The sequence below is a fragment of the Streptomyces sp. R21 genome, from assembly GCF_041051975.1.
Classification (GTDB): domain Bacteria; phylum Actinomycetota; class Actinomycetes; order Streptomycetales; family Streptomycetaceae; genus Streptomyces.
Genome location: NZ_CP163435.1, coordinates 3,887,013 through 3,903,069 on the forward strand (window position 1 = coordinate 3,887,013; position 16,057 = coordinate 3,903,069).

Sequence of the window (16,057 nt, forward strand, 5' to 3'; positions counted from 1 at the left end):
GGTGTGCGCCGGGCCTACTTCCCGTAGAACGCGTTGTAGATCGAGAGCGTCGACTTGTTGCCCTTCTTGTCGGCGATCTTGGCGCGGAAGGAGATGGCCTTGCCCGCCGCCGGGTTGACGTAGGTGATCTTTCCGTTGCGGACGTCGGCCTTCTTCCAGGTCTTGCCGTAGTCGTACGACACCCACACCGCCAGCGACTTGAGGCTGGATCCCTTGGCCGCGCCCTCGACGGTGACCGGGGTCGTGGCCTTCTTGCCGGCCGCGACGCGGCTGTCCAGGCCGGTGGCCGCGTTGAAGCGGACCGTGGAGGCCGGGAGCGTGGCCACGTCGTCGCCCGACGGCTTCTTCGAGTGGAAGGTCCAGCTCGCGTCGATCCGCGTGGAGGCGGCCGCGACCTTGGCGCTCCGGATGACCGAGGTGGTCAGCCTGTACTCGGCGTTGCCGGACGGGACTTGGAACGCGGCCTCGCCCAGGAGCGGGTCGTCGCTGCTGCCGATCCTGGTGCCGTCGCGGTACAGCGTGGTGTGCGCCGAGCGCAGGTTCGACAGCCCGAAGTGCTTGCTGGAGTCGGCGAACAGCGGCAGGAACCCGTAGACGAGGTTGCCGTCGCGGTAGAGGCCGTAGTCCTTGCTGAGATGCGGGCCGAAGACCGCCGTGTTGAAGGTCTTCGTGTAGCTCCTGCCCGCCTTGAACGTCTGTGGATCGCCGAGGGTGTAGAAGGCGTCGACGATCGGCAGTCCGTCCGCGTCCTTGCCCGCGTACTGGTCGAGGTCGAACGACCACCGGACCTGCTGGGCCGTGGACAGGTACAGCGTGCGTGTGCCCGGCAGCTTCTGCTCCGCGGGTACGCCCAGGACGAGGTCCTGGGGCAGCAGGCCCATGACGGTGAGGGCGCCGGTCTTGCCGGAGGCCGAGGCGCCCAGGTTGTTCTTCACCGTGGCGAGTTCGCCGGCCGTGAAGTGGCGGACCTTGTGGCCCTCGATCTTCTTCACCTTGGCGGTGGTCGTCACGTCGTACTCGGTGTCGTCGCCCTTGGTGAACTGGCCGCCCCAGGTCTGCCGCAGACCGGTGACCTCGGGGCCGAGGTGGGCCATCCGCAGGTCCGCGAAGGAGCCGAGTTGCTGGGCGACACCCAGGCCGTCCAGCGCGTCGTAGGCGTAGTCGACCGACGCGGACAGCGGCTTCGCCCCGGCGTCCGGCACCGTGATGTCGGCCGCCCTGGTCGTACGGGCGTCGACCGTCGCCGAGACGTTCTTGGTGACGGTCAGCTTCGGCTGGACCACCCAGTCGAGGCCGCCCTCGAACTTCGCGAAGTCCTTCGCGATCCAGGCGTCCATCAGATACGTGCCCTTGGGCAGGCGCATCGTCGTCGTACCGGAGTCCGCGACGGGCACCGCGTAGCCGCGGTCCTTGCCGAGGCCGGAGTAGCCGAGCAGGACGGTGTTGTAGCTGTTGGTCGGCTGCCCGTCCTTGCCGATGTGCTTGATCGTCACGTCGTACGACTCGATCTCGCGCTGCACGGCCGCGGCCGTGCGGACGCTCGTGCCGCCGCCCGTCGCCGTCACGTACGCGGAGTACGCGCCGTCGAGCGTGCCCCCCAGCTTGGTGTTGACCGTGAGCTTGACGGAGGCCTTGCCGCCCGCCGGGACCTTGACGGTGCTCGCGCCGAGCTTGAAGAAGCCGCTCGGGGCGGCCTGGCCCTTCGGGTTGGCAGCCGTCGCGGTGAGCTTGAGCGTGACGTCGGTCTTGCCGAGGTTGCGGTAGGTGAGCTGCTTGGTGACCGGCTTGTCGTCGGTGTGCGGCCACTCTTGCGTGCCGAAGCTCACCGACACCGGGTCGGCGATCACGGTCTGCTTGATGGCCTTGTCGACCTGGATACGGCCCGAACCCTGCTGGAACGGCGTGTACTTGCCGCCCTTCGCCGAGCCGGTCAGCGCACCCTTCAGCTCGGTGTACGTCCAGTCCGGGTGCTCCTGCTTCAGGATCGCCGCCGCGCCCGCGACATGCGGGGTCGCCATCGACGTACCCGAGATGGTCAGGTAGCCCGGGGGCTTCTCGCCGACCTCCTGGTCGATGAGGCTGCCCTTGGCCGCGGCGGCGGTGATGTCCACACCGGGCGCGGTGACATCCGGCTTGACGGCGCCATCACCGGCGCGCGGTCCGGTGCTGGAGAAGTCGGCCAGCTTGTCGTGGTCGTCGACGGCGCCGACGGTGAGCGCGGCGTCCGCGCTGCCCGGCGAACCGATCGACTCCGGGCCGGAGTTGCCCGCCGCGATGGCGAAGAGGATGCCCTTGTCGGCGGAGAGCTTGTTGACCTCCGCCTCCAACGGGTCGATCTCTGGCGTGTCCGGGCCGCCGAGGCTGAGGTTGACGACATCGGCGCCCTGCTCGGCCGCCCACTCCATGCCGGCGAGGATGCCGGAGTCGTCACCGGAGCCGGTGTCGTCGAGGACCTTGCCGTTGAGGATCCTGGCGCCGGGCGCGACGCCCTTGTACTTGCCGTGGGACTTGGCGCCGGTGCCCGCCGCGATGGAGGCGACATGCGTGCCGTGGCCGAAGTGGTCGGTGGCGTCGGCGGCCGCGCTGAAGTTCTTGGCGGCGATGACCTGGGTCTTCAGGTCCGGGTGGGTGGCGTCGACCCCGGTGTCCAGGACGGCGATCTTGACGCCCTTGCCGGTGTATCCGGCCGCCCACGCCTTGGGGGCGCCGATCTGCGGCACGGACTTGTCGAGGCTGGCCCTGCGGACTCCGTCGAGCCAGATGTGCGCGACGCCGGAGGCGCACTCGTCGCCGTTGGTGACGGCGGCCCACAGCTGCGCGGTGTCCTTCTGGGGCGTCTGCACCGCGTCCGCGTTCAGGGACGTGAGGGTGCGGCGGAGCGTGCCCGCGTCGCGGACGTCGGCCTTGGCGGCACTCGCGGCGCCCCGGTAGCCGACGATGACCTTCAGTCCCCTCTGCTGGGACCTGCGGGTCGCGGCCTTGTTCAGCTCGGTGATGTCGAAGAGGCGCTGGTCGAGCTTGCCCGCGTTGACCAGGCGGGCCGCGTCGCCGGGTATCACGAGCGTGTGGCCGCGGCCCCGGCGGATCTGGACGGGTATGTGCTCGCGTCCCTTCGCCCGCTCCAGGCCGACGACGCGGCCCTTGGAGTCGACGGCGACGCGGTCACCGGTGATCAGGGTGATGCGGCGGTGGGCCGTGGAGTCGGCCGACTTCGCCGCTGTGGCCGACTTGGCCGTGGAAGTGCCGGTCGCGCGTTCCGCCCTCGCCGACGCCGGGGTGGTCAGCCCCGCCGCCAGAGCCACGGTGGCCGCCGTGGCAACCGTGGCCGCGCATGCTCTTTTCACTTGTGTGCGCAAGTCTCCCCCTGGAGAAGAGGTCCCGACGAATCCCCATTCGTCCGGCCGGGGTCGATCTCACACGTATGTACGACATGTATGGACCCCCCGGATTACGCAGTATGCCGGGGGGTCCACAGCCCCTCAATAGGGGAAACACAGCCACGAGTTGACCGAAGCGCTCCGCTCCGCCGCCGCGCGCCGCCACGCGCTTCCGCGAGCGGGGGCGCGGGCCGCGTCACGCCCCCGCGTTCTCCTTGACGGTGATCCTCCCCTTGCGGATCGTCGCGACCCGGGGGGCCTTCTTCGCGATCGCCGAGTCGTGCGTGACCATGATGAAGGTGAGCCCGTGCTCCTTCCACATGGACTCCAGCACCTCCATGATCTCGTCGCGCATCGACTCGTCGAGGTTCCCGGTGGGCTCGTCGGCGAGCAGCACCTTGGGCTGCTTCACCAGCGCGCGGGCGATGGCCACGCGCTGCTGCTGGCCACCGGACAGCTCGCTCGGCAGATGCCCGAGCCGCTCACCGAGTCCGACCGACTCCAGCGCGTCGGCGGCCCGTTGCCGCCGCTCCTTGACCTTCACCTTGAGGGGTACGAGGGCGGTCTCCACGTTCTCCTGGGCGGTGAGCGTGGGGATCAGGTTGAAGCTCTGGAAGACGAAGCCGATGTTCTCGCTGCGCACCTTGGTGAGCTTGGCCTCGGACAGCTTCGCGAGGTCGATGCCGTCGAGTTCGACGCTGCCCGCGGTGGGCCGGTCGAGTCCGCCGAGCATCTGCAGCAGCGTGGACTTGCCGCCGCCGGTGGGCCCTTGGATGACGAGCCGGTCGCCGTCCCCGATGGTCAGGTCGACACCGGCGAGCGCGTCGACGGTGTCCTTGCCCCGCGCATAGCGCTTGGTGACGCCTCTGAGTTCGTACATGGTGCAACTCCTGGGATTTATAAGGCGTTTGGGGGCTATTCGACGCGGCGCAGGGCGTCCGCGGGGCGCAGCCGGGAGGCACGCCAGCCGCCGAAGGCACCGGCGATCAGACCACCGGCGACGGCGAGGCCGACGGCCACGGCGATGGTGGAGAGGCTGACGGGCGCGGTCAGGGCGACGTCGAGGGCCTTGGAGGCCGTCTGCCGGCCAGGACCGCCGAAGCCGCCACCCGGACCGCCCGGACCGCCGCCCGCATTGCCGCCGCCGGAGCCGACCTCGGCCTGCAGCGTGGGGCTGATCGCGGTGACGACATAGGCGCCGGCGAGGCCGAGCGCGATACCGAGGGCGCCGCCGACCAGCCCGTTGACGACGGCCTCGCCGACGACCTGGCGGGTGACCCGGCCGGACTTCCAGCCGAGCGCCTTGAGGGTGCCGAACTCCCGTACGCGCCGGGACACGGCCGACGAGGTGAGCAGGCCCGCGACCAGGAACGCGGCCACGAGCACCGCGATGGACAGCCACTTGCCGACGTTCGTGGCGAGGTCGGAGGCGGTGGAGAGGGAGCCGGAGACGGTGTCCGCGAGGTCGGCGGAGGTCGTCACGGTCGTACCCGAGATGTTCTTCTGGATGGTCGACTTGACGCTGCTGATCTGCTGCGAGTCGGACGCCTTGACGTAGATCGTGGTGACCTTGTCCTTGGAGTCGCTGAGCGTCTGCGCCTGCTTGAGCGGGATGTAGAGGTTGGCCGCCGCGTCACCGCTGTCGGGCGTCGCGATGCCGATGACCTTGTACTTGACGCTCTTGACGGTGACGGTGGAGCCGACCTTGAGCTTCTTCTCCTTGGCGTACGACTTGTCCGCGACGACGACCTTGGCGTTCGTCTCGGTCGTCTTGAACGTACGGCCGCTGGTGATCTTCGAGGAGGTCAGCGGGCCGAGCGCGGGCTTGGTGACGTCGGTGCCGTAGACGGAGTAGTTGTTGACGTCGAAGTCGGCGCCGCCGCCCTCGACCCGGCCCTGCGGCGAGGGCTGCGCACCGGGCTGCCTGCCCTGCTGGTTGCCGCTGTTCTGGTCCTGCTTGAACTGGCCCTGCCGGAACTGGCCACTGACCTTGATGACTTGGAGGCTCAGCCCGCCGACGGCGTCCGAGACGCCGCTTTGGTCGTCGACCTTGGTGACTGTCTTGGCGGACAGGGTCTGGAAACCCTGGACCATGACGCGGTCGCTGCTCTGCTCCTTGTCGGAGTCGCTGCCCTGCGCGTCGAAGTTGAAGCGGGGGCGGTCGCTGCTGCCGGCCTGGGGGGCGGCGGCCTTGGTGACGGTCATGTCCGTGCCGAGACCGTAGAGCGACTGGAGGACCTTGTCCTGGGCCTTCCCCATGCCGGACGACACGGAGCTGACCACGATGACCAGCGCGATGCCGAGCGCGAGTCCGGAGGCGACGACGAGGGCCGCTTTTCTGCGGCGGCGCAGTTCGCGCCTCAGGTAGGTGAAGAACATGGCCGCAAGCTAGGTACGGCGTGTGATGACTGGATAAGGCCGAAATAAGAGAACGATGAGAAGGCTGTGGCGGAGCGGAAGTTGAGCTGTGCGCGGCCGAGGAACCCTGTGGGTCCGCCAAGGCCGACGGCCCGCACCCCGGGGGGTGCAGGCCGTCGTAACAGCTGCTGTCGTTTGAAACGACGAACACCGCAACCATCAATTGAGGAACCCCTACGGCGAGCAACCAGGTCCGCGAGAGCGGCGGCGGTTTAGCCGCAAAGGGGGGTGTTAGGCGGCCGAACCGGCCTTCCACGCCGACCAGTCCAGGTTCCAGCCGTTGAGGCCGTTGTCCGGGGCGATGGTCTTGTCGCCGGTGTTCTTGACGACCACGACGTCACCGACGATCGAGTGGTTGTACATCCACGCGGCGGGCGTGTTCGGGTCGTTGGCGCCCTTGGTGTCGGACAGGCCGACGCAGCCGTGGCTGGTGTTGACGGAGCCGAAGATGGACTTCGCGCCCCAGTAGTTGCCGTGCATGAAGGTGCCGGAGCTCGACAGGCGGATGGCGTGCGGCACGTCCTTGATGTCGTACTCGCCCTTGCCGTCGTCGTCCGTGAAGCCCACGGTCGCGCCGTTCATCCGGGTTTCCTTGAACTTCTCCGACATCACCATCTGGCCCTCGTACGTCTTGTTGACGGGCGAGCCGGCGGAGATCGGGATGGTCTTGATGACCTTGCCGTCCTGGGTGACCTTCATCGTCTTGGAGTTGGCGTCGACGATCGAGACCTGGTTGCGGCCGATCTTGAAGGTGACCGTCTTCTGCTGCACACCGTAGACACCGCTGGCGCCCTCGACACCGTCGAGGTTCAGCTTCAGCGTGACGGTGGAGCCTTCCTTCCAGTACTCCTCGGGGCGGAAGTCCAGGCGGTTGGCGTTGAACCAGTGGCCGACGACCTCCTGGCCGCTGGTGGAGGAGACGGTGATCCCCTTCTGCACGTCCGCCTTGTTGGTGATCGCCTTGTCGAAGTTGATCGAGACGGGCATGCCCACGCCGACGGTGGAGCCGTCCTCGGGCGTGAAGTTGCCTATGAAGCTGTTCGCCGGGGAGACCGTCGTGAACGAGGCGTTCTCGTGGGCGACGCGGCCGTCGGAGTCCTTCGCCTCGGCGGTGACCTTGTAGGTCGTCGAGCGCTCCAGCTGGCCGGTGGGGGCCCAGGTCTTCTTGTCCGCGGATATCTGGCCGGCGACGGCGGTGCCCGCGGCGGTCTTCATGGTGACGTCCGTGAGCGAGCCCTTGCTCACGGTGACCTTGGCGGCGTTGTTGATGGAGGCGTTGTCGGAGCCGTCCTTCGGCGTGATCTTGATCAGCGCCTCGGAGGTCTTCTTCGCGGCGGCCTCGTCGACCTTGGCCTGCGAACTGGCGTCGCCGCCGTCGCCGCTGCCACTGCCACTGGCCTTGTCGTCGCCCCCGCCGCAGGCGGTGAGCACGAGCACTCCGCCGAGCAGGGCGGACGCGGCCATCAGACCCTTGCGCCGCTTACCGTCCGTCATCACACGCTTCTCCATAGTTGCCGAATCCCCAAAACCCCGAGAGTTCCCGAGCCTCCGAATCCCCCGAGTCCCAGCTGAGAACTTCCTTGACTCTCTTAAGATCTTTCAACGCTACGACCGATTCGCCCCGTTCCACATCCCATGGATGTGTGGGGCACACCACGTCGGGTCAACCGAACGACTGGTGCGGAAGTGGTCCGCGTGTCCCTTGAGACGACGAAACCCCGGTCGGCGGTTGCCGTCCGGGGTCACGACTACCCCAAGGGACGTCAGCCGACTCCGACTTCCTCGTCGTCATCGTCACGCTCGTCGCCATCATCCTCGTCAAGGTCCCAATCAGGCGAATCGGGATCGTAGTCGATGGGCTCGCTGCTCCAGGAGGCCTGCGCGAGCTCGACCCCGGGCACCTCGCTGACCAGGTCGAAAGGGTCCACGAGGTAGGCGAGGGCTTCGGCAGTGTCTTCCGTCACTGCGTTCTCGGCATGCGTGCGTTCGTCGGCCGGCATGCCGGTGTCGTCCGCGATCCGGCGCAGCGCGGCCTTGGTGACGGCGTCGGCGTCGTCGACTTCCAGGACCAGCTCCACACGAAGCCGGACAAAACGTGATGTCTCAGGAGTGCTCATGGGACGGAGCGTACGGCCCTTGGCTCACGCGACTTTCCCGCGACCCGCGACTTTCATTAGCATCGGCCCACACGGCCAATTCGCCAGCGCCACAAGGGGATCGATATTTCGTGTCCGCCGCACGTCGATCGTTGCTGACCGCCACCGCAGCGGGGACCCTCCTGGGAGCCCTGTGGTTCGTTCCGTCCGCCAAGGCGAGCCAGGAAGAGCCAAGTCAGCGGCCCTCCACGACGTCCACCGTCACGGCGACACCGACACCGGTCCCCGAGGGGTCGGACGCCACGGAGGGGGCCGGCGACCACACGCAGCTGGCCGACACGGGAAGCATCGACACGACGCCGTACGTCATCGGCGGCACCCTGTTCCTCGGCCTGGGCGCCGGGTTCGTGACCTACTCGGTACGCCGGGAGCGCACGGCGGCCTACTGAGCGCTTTGTTCCGGGCCGGACAACCCACGGGAAACCCATGCGAGACCTGACCGAGCTGACCGACGTCGAAGAGCCCGCGTGGCCCCTCCTCGCCCATGCGCTCTCCACGAGCCCCGTCTCCCACGACGCGCTCCCCGTGGACTCCGCGCACGGCCGCGCGACCCTGCTCCAGTTGCAGGTGACCGCCCGCTCCTGGCTCGGCGCGTTCGCCCTCAACTGCGGGGGCCTGCTGCTGGACAGCGGATGGCTGCGGATCTACGGCAGCCCTGACGCCGAGACTCCGTCCGGAATGCCGAGCCTCGCCGATGTGAACGGCTTCCCCGAGGAGTTCGACCCGGCGTGGCGGCCGGAGGGCGGCCTCGTCATCGGCCATGACGTCCTCGGCGGGGTCTTCGCGCTCAACGGGCCCGACCCGGCCGCCGTGGGCCGCCCCGGCCGGCCCGGCCAGGTGGTCTACTTCGCGCCGGACTCGCTGCGCTGGGAGGACCTGGAGGTGGGCCACGGGGACTGGCTCCACTGGCTTCTGGGCGGCGGTACGGAGCAGTTCTACGAGACGCTGCGCTGGCCCGGCTGGCGCGCCGAGTCCGGCGCCCTGCACGGCACCCAGGCCCTCTCGATCGTCCCGTTCCTCTGGTCGGCCGAGGCCCGCCGCGACCTCCCGGGCACCAGCCGCCGCCCGGCCGCCCTGGCCGAGGTCCTCAGCCTGCACAGGGACTCCGCCCACAAACTCGACGACGTGGACCCGGGGTTCCTCGGCATCGTGTGACAAGCGTCGTGTGACGAGCCGACCACCCCCTCCGGGAACGACGACGGGGCGAGAGCACACTGTGCCCTCGCCCCGTGGTCACGCGTCCTAGGCGGCCCTGCGTCCGCCGCCGCCCTGGCCGCCGCGCTCGGTGCGTCCGCCGCCCTGCGGGGAACGCCCGCGACCGCGACCGCCCTGGCGGCCGCCGTCCGCAGCCTTGGGGGCTTCGGTACGGCGAGCCGAGCCGTCACTGCGGCGGGCCGAGCCCGAGCCGTTCGTGCCCGTTCCCGCGGCCGTACGGCGACCGGTGCGGCCCGCGGTGGCGTCGCCGCCGCCCGCGCCCTGACGGCCGGTGCCGCCGCGCTGCGCCGACGTACCCGCGCCCCGTCGGGCGCCGGAGCCGGTGCCGGAACCGGCTGGCCTCGGGCGCGACCTGGGCCTCGACGACTTCGGCTGCTCGACGGGCTGCGGCACCTCGATCACCACCGGGACGCCGGAGGGCTCCCGGGCGCCGGTGATGCGGGACAGCTCCGTGTCGCTGGACTTGACCATCGCCGTACGCGGGCTGATGCCGGCGTCCGCCATGAGGCGGGACATCTCGCGCTTCTGCTCGGGCAGGACGAGTGTCACGACGCTGCCGGACTCGCCGGCCCGGGCGGTGCGTCCGCCGCGGTGCAGGTAGTCCTTGTGGTCGGTGGGCGGATCGACGTTGACGACCAGGTCGAGGTCGTCGATGTGGATGCCGCGGGCCGCCACGTTGGTCGCCACCAGCGCGGTGACCTGGCCGTTCTTGAACTGGTCCAGGGTGCGGTTGCGCTGCGGCTGGCTGCGTCCGCCGTGCAGCGCGGAGGCGCGCACGCCGTTGGCGAGCAGCCGCTTGGTGAACCGGTCGGCGCCGCGCTTGGTGTCGACGAAGAGGATCACGCGGCCGTCGCGGGCGGCGATCCGCAGGGCCACGGCCTTCTTGTCGGTCTCGTCGGCGACGTGCAGCACGTGGTGCTCCATGGTGGTCACCGCGCCCGCGGACGGGTCGACGGAGTGCACCACGGGGTCGGTCAGGAACATCCGCACCAGACGGTCGATGTTCTTGTCGAGCGTCGCCGAGAAGAGCAGCCGCTGACCACCCGGCTCGACCTGCTTGAGCAGCGCCGTGACCTGCGGCATGAAGCCCATGTCGGCCATCTGGTCGGCCTCGTCGAGGACGGTGATGGCGACCTGGTTCAGGACGCAGTCACCCCGCTCTATGAGGTCCTTCAGACGGCCCGGCGTGGCCACGAGCACCTCTACGCCGCGGCGCAGCGAACCGGCCTGGCGGCCGATCGACATGCCGCCGACGGCGGTGGCGACGCGCAGGTTGACGGCGGTCGCGTACGGCGTGATCGCGTCGTCGACCTGCTGTGCGAGCTCGCGCGTGGGCACCAGGACCAGCGCGAGGGGTGCCTTGGACTCGGCCCGGCGGCCCGCGGTGCGCGCGAGCAGGGCGAGGCCGAAGGCGAGGGTCTTGCCGGAGCCGGTGCGCCCGCGGCCGAGGACGTCGCGCCCGGCGAGGGAGTTCGGCAGGGTGGCGCCCTGGATCGGGAAGGGCTCGGTGACGCCCTGCGCCGCGAGGGTCTTCGTCAGGGCCGCCGGCATGTCCAGCGCGTCGAAGGACTCGACGGCGGGCAGCGCGGGCGTGATGGTCTCGGGGAGCGAGAACTCCTGCGGCGGGGCGGCCTTGCGGGCCGGGCCCTTGCCGCCGCCGCTGCGGCCGGTGTTACGGCCTGCGCCGCGTCCGGCGCTCTGCGCGGAACCGGTCGGCTGGGCACTGCCACGGGCGTTCGTAGGCCGCCTACGGGCGGGTCGTTCGGATCGAGTCATGCTGGATCTGGATTTCCTTTCTGGAACTTCCTGGACCCACGGACAGCACGGACAGCTTGGACAGACGCGAGCCGGGACCCGCACCCGAAAGGTGCGGGTCCCGGCTCGGGAAAAGCGCGTCCCGAATCAGGCGGGGATGATGTTCTCCGCCTGCAGGCCCTTCTGGCCCTGCGTGACGTCGAAGGAGACCTTCTGGCCCTCCAGCAGCTCACGGAAGCCGGAGCTGGCGATGTTGGAGTAGTGGGCGAAGACGTCGGGGCCGCCGCCGTCCTGCTCGATGAAGCCGAAGCCCTTTTCCGCGTTGAACCACTTCACGGTGCCAGTAGCCATGTCATTCTCCTGAATGAGTAGGGGCCCCATCCGGAGATGCACCGGTTAACGCCGGAGATGCCGGTAAAACAAAACGCGCCTGCGGAGGATTCCGATCAGGCGCACAAAGTAAATGGGTACCAAAAACGTATCAATGAGACAGTAGCACACTCGGGGCACGCCTCGCACGGCAGAAGCTCCCCGCACGACAGTGGGTGCCGCCACCGGCCGGCGACGGCACCCACCTCGTACACCTGACTGCTACGCGAGCGGCCCGGTCACGGTCTCCACCGCGGCGACGAGCGAGCCGGCGCGCACGAACGCGTCCGCCGCCGCCAGGTCGGGGGCGAGGAAGCGGTCCGGGCCGGGGCCCTGGACGCCGGCCGCGCGGACCGCCTCGATGACCGCCTGCGACGCCGGGGCCGGGGTCAGACCCTCGCGCAGTTCGATGCCGCGGGTGGCCGCGTACAGCTCGACCGCGATGATGCGGGTCAGGTTGTCGACGGCCGTGCGCAGCTTGCGCGCCGCCGACCAGCCCATCGAGACGTGGTCCTCCTGCATGGCGGAGGAGGGGATGGAATCGGCGGACGCCGGTACGGCGAGCCGCTTCATCTCGCTCACCAGCGCGGCCTGCGTGTACTGGGCGATCATCAGGCCCGAGTCGACACCGGCGTCGTCGGCGAGGAACGGCGGCAGCCCGTGCGACCGGTTCTTGTCGAGCAGCCGGTCGGTGCGGCGCTCGGCGATCGAGCCGAGGTCGGCGGCGGCGATGGCGAGGAAGTCGAGGACGTACGCGACCGGGGCGCCGTGGAAGTTGCCGTTGGACTCCACGCGGCCGTCGGGCAGGACGACCGGGTTGTCGACGGCGGACGCCAGCTCGCGATCGGCGACGAGCCGGGCATGGGCCATGGTGTCGCGCCCGGCGCCCGCGACCTGCGGGGCGCAGCGCACGGAGTAGGCGTCCTGGACGCGCGGGGCGTCGTCCTGGTGATGCCCGGTGAGCTGCGAGCCCTTGAGCACGGCCAGCATGTTGGCGGCGCTGGCGCCCTGTCCGGGGTGCGGGCGGATGGCGTGCAGCTCGGGCGCGAGGACCTTGTCCGTGCCGAGCAGCGCCTCCATGGAGAGGGCGGCGGTGATGTCGGCGGACTTGTAGAGGGAGTCGAGGTCGGCGAGGGCCATGACCAGCATGCCGAGCATGCCGTCGGTGCCGTTGAGAAGGGCGAGGCCCTCCTTCTCGCGCAGTTCGACGGGGGTGATGCCGGCCTCGGCGAGCAGCTCGCCCGCGGGCCGTACGACACCGTCGGGGCCCTCGGCGTCACCCTCGCCCATGAGCGTCAGCGCGCAGTGGGAGAGCGGGGCGAGGTCGCCGGAGCAGCCGAGCGAGCCGTACTCGTGGACGACGGGGGTGATACCCGCGTTGAGGATGTCGGCCATGGTCTGGGCGACCTCGGGCCGCACGCCGGTGTGTCCCGAGCAGACGGTCTTGAGCCGCAGGAACATCAGCGCCCGTACGACTTCCCGCTCCACCCGCGGGCCCATGCCGGCGGCGTGCGAGCGGACGATGTTGCGCTGCAGCTGGGCGCGCAGCTCCGGGCTGATGTGCCGGGTCGCGAGGGCGCCGAAGCCGGTGGAGACGCCGTAGACGGGCTCGGGCTTGGCCGCCAGCGCGTCCACGATCTCGCGGGCCGCGGCGAGGGCCTGCGCCGCCTCGTCGGAGAGTTCGATCCGGGCGCCGTCGCGCGCCACGGCGAGAACGTCGGACGCGGTCACCCCGGACGTCCCCACCACCACAGTGTGCATATCCATATTCAGGAGCGTACGCAGTGAATTCGATGATGTCACTACTGGGAGGCGGGTTGACCCCTTACCGGCATGCGGGAAGGGCGGAGAGGGTCAGCGTCGCCCCCGGAAGCGACGGCGTTCCCGTGCGACCTCCGGGGAGGGCTCGTCGGCGAGCCGTACGACCGGATCGTCGGGGCCCTCCCGCCCGGCGACCACGGGCTTCTCGGCGCGGACGGCCTTCGCCCGGTACTGGGCCGCGTCGGCCAGCCGGAACAGCCGACGCCCCGTGCGGACCGGCCCGATCGGGTCCGCGGTCGAGGCGACCCCGCACGCCACACCGTCGCCGAGCTCCAACTCGGCGGCACGACGGCACAGTTCGTCGGCGATCCGGACCACCTCGTCCGCCGCCGGTCCCACCGCGAGCAGACAGAACTCGTCACCGCCGAGCCGGGCGGCGAGGGCGCCCGGAAGCATCGCCCCGCAGAGCGACAGCACCGACCCGAACCGCTCCAGAAGCCGGTCGCCCACCGCATGTCCCTGGGTGTCGTTGACCCGTTTGAGCCCGTTCAGATCACATACGACAAGGCTGACGACGACCCCCTCCCGCCGATGCCGCTCGACCGCCTCGTCGAGCCGGACGTCGACCGCCCGGCGGTTCGCCAGCCCGGTGAGGGCGTCGGTGAACGCCAGCCGCCGGGCCTCCTCCAGCCGCTCGGTCTGCGCGAGCCCGGCGGCGACCACGGAGGCGAGGACGGTCGCGAAGTCGGCGTCGGCCCGGTCGAAGACGGGGTCGTCGGCCGGACGGGCCACATACAGCTCGCCCCAGGCCCGGCCGTGCAGCACGATCGGGGCGACCACGCAGCAGCCGCGGCCGCGCCGCCGGAGCGCGGCGACCCGCTGATGGCAGTACCCGGCGCGCCCCTCCGCCGGCCCCTCCGCCGTCTCGACCCAGGCGTTGGGCTCCCCGCCACCGGCCCAGCGCTCGTGCAGGAACTCGGTGATCTCCGGGAACTGGTGCACGGGGTACGCCTCCCCGTCCGGGAACTCGTCCTCGTCCGGCGCGCGTTCACCGACGTTCACCAGAACCCGGAGCCGACCGAGCTCGCGCTCCCACACCGAGAGCGCCGCGAAGTTCCCCCCGAGCGCCCGGCGGGCCCCGACCGCCGCGGCCCGCCAGGACTCCCGCGGACTGTGCGCCGCCGCCATGGCTTGCGCCAGCTCCACCACGGCCCTCAGCCGTCCGTCCTCACCCATCACTCCAGGCTAGGGATGTTTGCGGTGATTTGGGACGTTAGTGGGGCGAACAGGGGTACGGGACGGTTTCAGCCGGGCCCACCCCCGACGCGCTACTCCCCGGGCCACTCCGGCTTCCGCTTCTCGTTGAACGCGGCGACCCCCTCCGCCCGGTCCCCCGAGAAGGCCACAGACCGCCAGGCCGCGTCCTCGACCTCCAGGCCCGCACGGAGATCGAGCCCGTGCCCCAGCCGCAGCGCACGCTTCGCGGCCCGCAGCCCGACGGGCGAGTTCGCGGCGATCCGGGTGGCCAGCGCGAGGGCCTCGGAACGGTCCTCCCCGGCCTCCACCAGCTCGTCCACAAGCCCCAACTCCCGCGCCTCCGCGGCCTCCAGCCGCCGCGCCGAGAAGATCAGCTCCGCCGCCCGGGCCGCCCCGACCCGCCGGGGCAGCAACTGCGTACCGCCTCCGCCGGGAATGACCCCCACCGACACCTCGGGCAGCCCGACGACCGCGGTACGGTCGGCCACGATCAGGTCGCACGAGAGCGCCAACTCGAAGCCGCCGCCGAGCGCGAAGCCGTGCACGGCGGCGACGGTCGGCATCGGCAGCTCCAGTACGCCGGTGTAGGCGGCGCGCGCGACGGGCCGCTGCCGCACCAGATCGGCATCGCTGAAGGAGTTCCGCTCCTTCAGATCGGCTCCGACACAGAAGGCCCGCTCGTGCGTGGAGGTCAGCACGACCACCCGCACGTCCCGGTCGGCGGCCAGCGCCTCGCACGCACCGGCGATGGCGCGCGCCATGTCCGTGGACACGGCGTTCATGGCCTTCGGCCGGTCGAGGGCGAGTTCCGCGACGTATCCGTGCCGCCGTACGGCTACGAACTCCCCGAACCGCCGCTCGTCCCCTTGCTCCGCCATGACACCCTCCCGGTTAACGCGGGTTAACTACCGACCCCCCGATCATCGCAGCCGCACCCGCCGGACGAAACCCGTCACCCCACACCCGAACTCCCCGTTCGAGTGACACCGCCCCCAACTCCCCTCCCACACCCCCAAAGGGCGCATAACCTGCGCACCGCCGCAGGGCACCGGGGAGGGACGACCATGACGGAAACAGCAACGGCCACAAGGCGGGAGCCACAGCCGGAGTCGGCGCCGGACCAGGCGCGCGAGCCGGACCAGGCGAACGCGCCGATCCGCCCCGCGCCGTCCCGGTCGGTCGGCCGTCACCGCAGGCCGCGCCCCCGCCGGGTCCTGTTCGCCGTGAGCGGGATGGCCCTGGCCGCGGGGGTGCTGAGCTTTGTACGCATGACACCCGAGTCGGTGCTCGGGGGCGGCGGGAGCGCGGAGGCGGAGCCGCGGCCGGGTGCCGCCACGACCGGGACGGGGAACGCCGCGGCCACCATCCAGGCCGTGCCGTCCGTGAGTCCCGGCTCGGTCACGTCGACCGCGGTCATGGGCGGGGCGAGCCCGACACCGAACTCCGGCGTGAGCCTGGCGCCGACGCCGTCCGCCTCGACGCTCGCGAGCGCCCCGGTGAGCGGCTTCCCGGCTCCGGACGAGACCGGCATCCCCACGGCCCCCGCCCCCACGACCACCCCGGCCGCCACCCCGAAGGCCCCGGCAACGGCGGCTCCCGCCCCGCAGCCGACCCCGAGCCCCACCACCGGCGACGGCGGCGGCGACAGCACCCCGGCCCCGAAGCCGGACCCGCCGCAGCTGTGCGTGCCGGTCATCGGCCTCTGCGTGGACGGGCTGGCGCAGCCGGGCGGCCACCACGGGCCGTAGC

Annotated in this window: 13 protein-coding genes; 3 read left to right on the top strand and 10 right to left on the bottom strand. The window is 70.7% G+C overall.

Annotated features, from left to right (window positions below):
- Window positions 1-14: 14 nt before the first annotated feature.
- From AB5J56_RS17315 to AB5J56_RS17335, 5 genes are all read right to left on the bottom strand, one after another.
- Window positions 15-3,344 (bottom strand): S8 family serine peptidase, encoded by a 3,330-nt coding sequence (locus AB5J56_RS17315; protein ID WP_369233639.1) that lies wholly within the window; start codon window positions 3,342-3,344, stop codon window positions 15-17.
- A gap of 229 nt (window positions 3,345-3,573) precedes the next feature.
- Entirely contained in the window at window positions 3,574-4,257 is a 684-nt protein-coding gene (locus tag AB5J56_RS17320; protein ID WP_369233640.1) for an ABC transporter ATP-binding protein, read from the bottom strand.
- A 35-nt stretch (window positions 4,258-4,292) separates the two neighbouring features.
- A complete protein-coding gene (locus AB5J56_RS17325; protein WP_369233641.1) occupies window positions 4,293-5,756 on the bottom strand; it encodes an ABC transporter permease in 1,464 nt (487 codons plus the stop codon).
- A gap of 270 nt (window positions 5,757-6,026) precedes the next feature.
- Complete coding sequence (locus AB5J56_RS17330) at window positions 6,027-7,304, bottom strand: Ig-like domain-containing protein (RefSeq protein WP_369233642.1); 1,278 nt, start codon at window positions 7,302-7,304, stop codon at window positions 6,027-6,029.
- Window positions 7,305-7,558: 254 nt separating this feature from the next.
- Entirely contained in the window at window positions 7,559-7,912 is a 354-nt protein-coding gene (locus tag AB5J56_RS17335) for a hypothetical protein (protein ID WP_369233643.1), read from the bottom strand.
- Between the two features lie 110 nt (window positions 7,913-8,022).
- On the opposite strand from AB5J56_RS17335, the gene AB5J56_RS17340 reads away from it, so the two are divergent.
- Window positions 8,023-8,340, top strand: coding sequence for an LPXTG cell wall anchor domain-containing protein (locus tag AB5J56_RS17340; protein ID WP_369233644.1), 318 nt, complete (start codon window positions 8,023-8,025; stop codon window positions 8,338-8,340).
- 37 nt (window positions 8,341-8,377) lie between these two features.
- Window positions 8,378-9,106: a DUF2625 family protein gene (locus AB5J56_RS17345; RefSeq protein WP_369233645.1), complete on the top strand. Its 729-nt coding sequence runs from the start codon at window positions 8,378-8,380 to the stop codon at window positions 9,104-9,106.
- Between the two features lie 87 nt (window positions 9,107-9,193).
- On the opposite strand, the gene AB5J56_RS17350 is transcribed toward AB5J56_RS17345, so the two are convergent.
- The 5 genes from AB5J56_RS17350 to AB5J56_RS17370 all read right to left on the bottom strand — a co-directional run bounded on the left by AB5J56_RS17350 (window position 9,194) and on the right by AB5J56_RS17370 (window position 15,186).
- The gene (locus AB5J56_RS17350; RefSeq protein ID WP_369233646.1) at window positions 9,194-10,942 is read right to left on the bottom strand and encodes a DEAD/DEAH box helicase; all 1,749 of its coding nucleotides are present in this window, start codon (window positions 10,940-10,942) and stop codon (window positions 9,194-9,196) included.
- Between the two features lie 126 nt (window positions 10,943-11,068).
- Entirely contained in the window at window positions 11,069-11,272 is a 204-nt protein-coding gene (locus AB5J56_RS17355; RefSeq protein WP_369233647.1) for a cold-shock protein, read from the bottom strand.
- Window positions 11,273-11,512: 240 nt separating this feature from the next.
- The gene (hutH, locus tag AB5J56_RS17360; RefSeq protein ID WP_369242603.1) at window positions 11,513-13,051 is read right to left on the bottom strand and encodes a histidine ammonia-lyase; all 1,539 of its coding nucleotides are present in this window, start codon (window positions 13,049-13,051) and stop codon (window positions 11,513-11,515) included.
- A 93-nt stretch (window positions 13,052-13,144) separates the two neighbouring features.
- Entirely contained in the window at window positions 13,145-14,287 is a 1,143-nt protein-coding gene (locus AB5J56_RS17365) for a diguanylate cyclase (RefSeq protein WP_369233648.1), read from the bottom strand.
- 92 nt (window positions 14,288-14,379) lie between these two features.
- On the bottom strand, window positions 14,380-15,186 hold the full coding sequence (locus AB5J56_RS17370; protein ID WP_369233649.1) for an enoyl-CoA hydratase/isomerase family protein: 807 nt from the start codon (window positions 15,184-15,186) through the stop codon (window positions 14,380-14,382).
- Between the two features lie 186 nt (window positions 15,187-15,372).
- Here AB5J56_RS17370 and AB5J56_RS17375 point away from each other — a divergent pair, with 186 nt between their 5' ends.
- Entirely contained in the window at window positions 15,373-16,056 is a 684-nt protein-coding gene (locus AB5J56_RS17375; protein ID WP_369233650.1) for a hypothetical protein, read from the top strand.
- Window position 16,057 lies beyond the last annotated feature (1 nt).

Coding starts and splice junctions, on each gene's coding strand:
- AB5J56_RS17335 (WP_369233643.1), bottom strand. CDS start 7,912: ATGAGCACTCCTGAGACATCACGTTTTGTCCGGCTTCGTGTGGAGCTG.
- AB5J56_RS17330 (WP_369233642.1), bottom strand. CDS start 7,304: ATGGAGAAGCGTGTGATGACGGACGGTAAGCGGCGCAAGGGTCTGATG.
- AB5J56_RS17375 (WP_369233650.1), top strand. CDS start 15,373: ATGACGGAAACAGCAACGGCCACAAGGCGGGAGCCACAGCCGGAGTCG.
- hutH (WP_369242603.1), bottom strand. CDS start 13,051: ATGCACACTGTGGTGGTGGGGACGTCCGGGGTGACCGCGTCCGACGTT.
- AB5J56_RS17325 (WP_369233641.1), bottom strand. CDS start 5,756: ATGTTCTTCACCTACCTGAGGCGCGAACTGCGCCGCCGCAGAAAAGCG.
- AB5J56_RS17345 (WP_369233645.1), top strand. CDS start 8,378: ATGCGAGACCTGACCGAGCTGACCGACGTCGAAGAGCCCGCGTGGCCC.
- AB5J56_RS17350 (WP_369233646.1), bottom strand. CDS start 10,942: ATGACTCGATCCGAACGACCCGCCCGTAGGCGGCCTACGAACGCCCGT.
- AB5J56_RS17365 (WP_369233648.1), bottom strand. CDS start 14,287: ATGGGTGAGGACGGACGGCTGAGGGCCGTGGTGGAGCTGGCGCAAGCC.
- AB5J56_RS17320 (WP_369233640.1), bottom strand. CDS start 4,257: ATGTACGAACTCAGAGGCGTCACCAAGCGCTATGCGCGGGGCAAGGAC.
- AB5J56_RS17355 (WP_369233647.1), bottom strand. CDS start 11,272: ATGGCTACTGGCACCGTGAAGTGGTTCAACGCGGAAAAGGGCTTCGGC.
- AB5J56_RS17370 (WP_369233649.1), bottom strand. CDS start 15,186: ATGGCGGAGCAAGGGGACGAGCGGCGGTTCGGGGAGTTCGTAGCCGTA.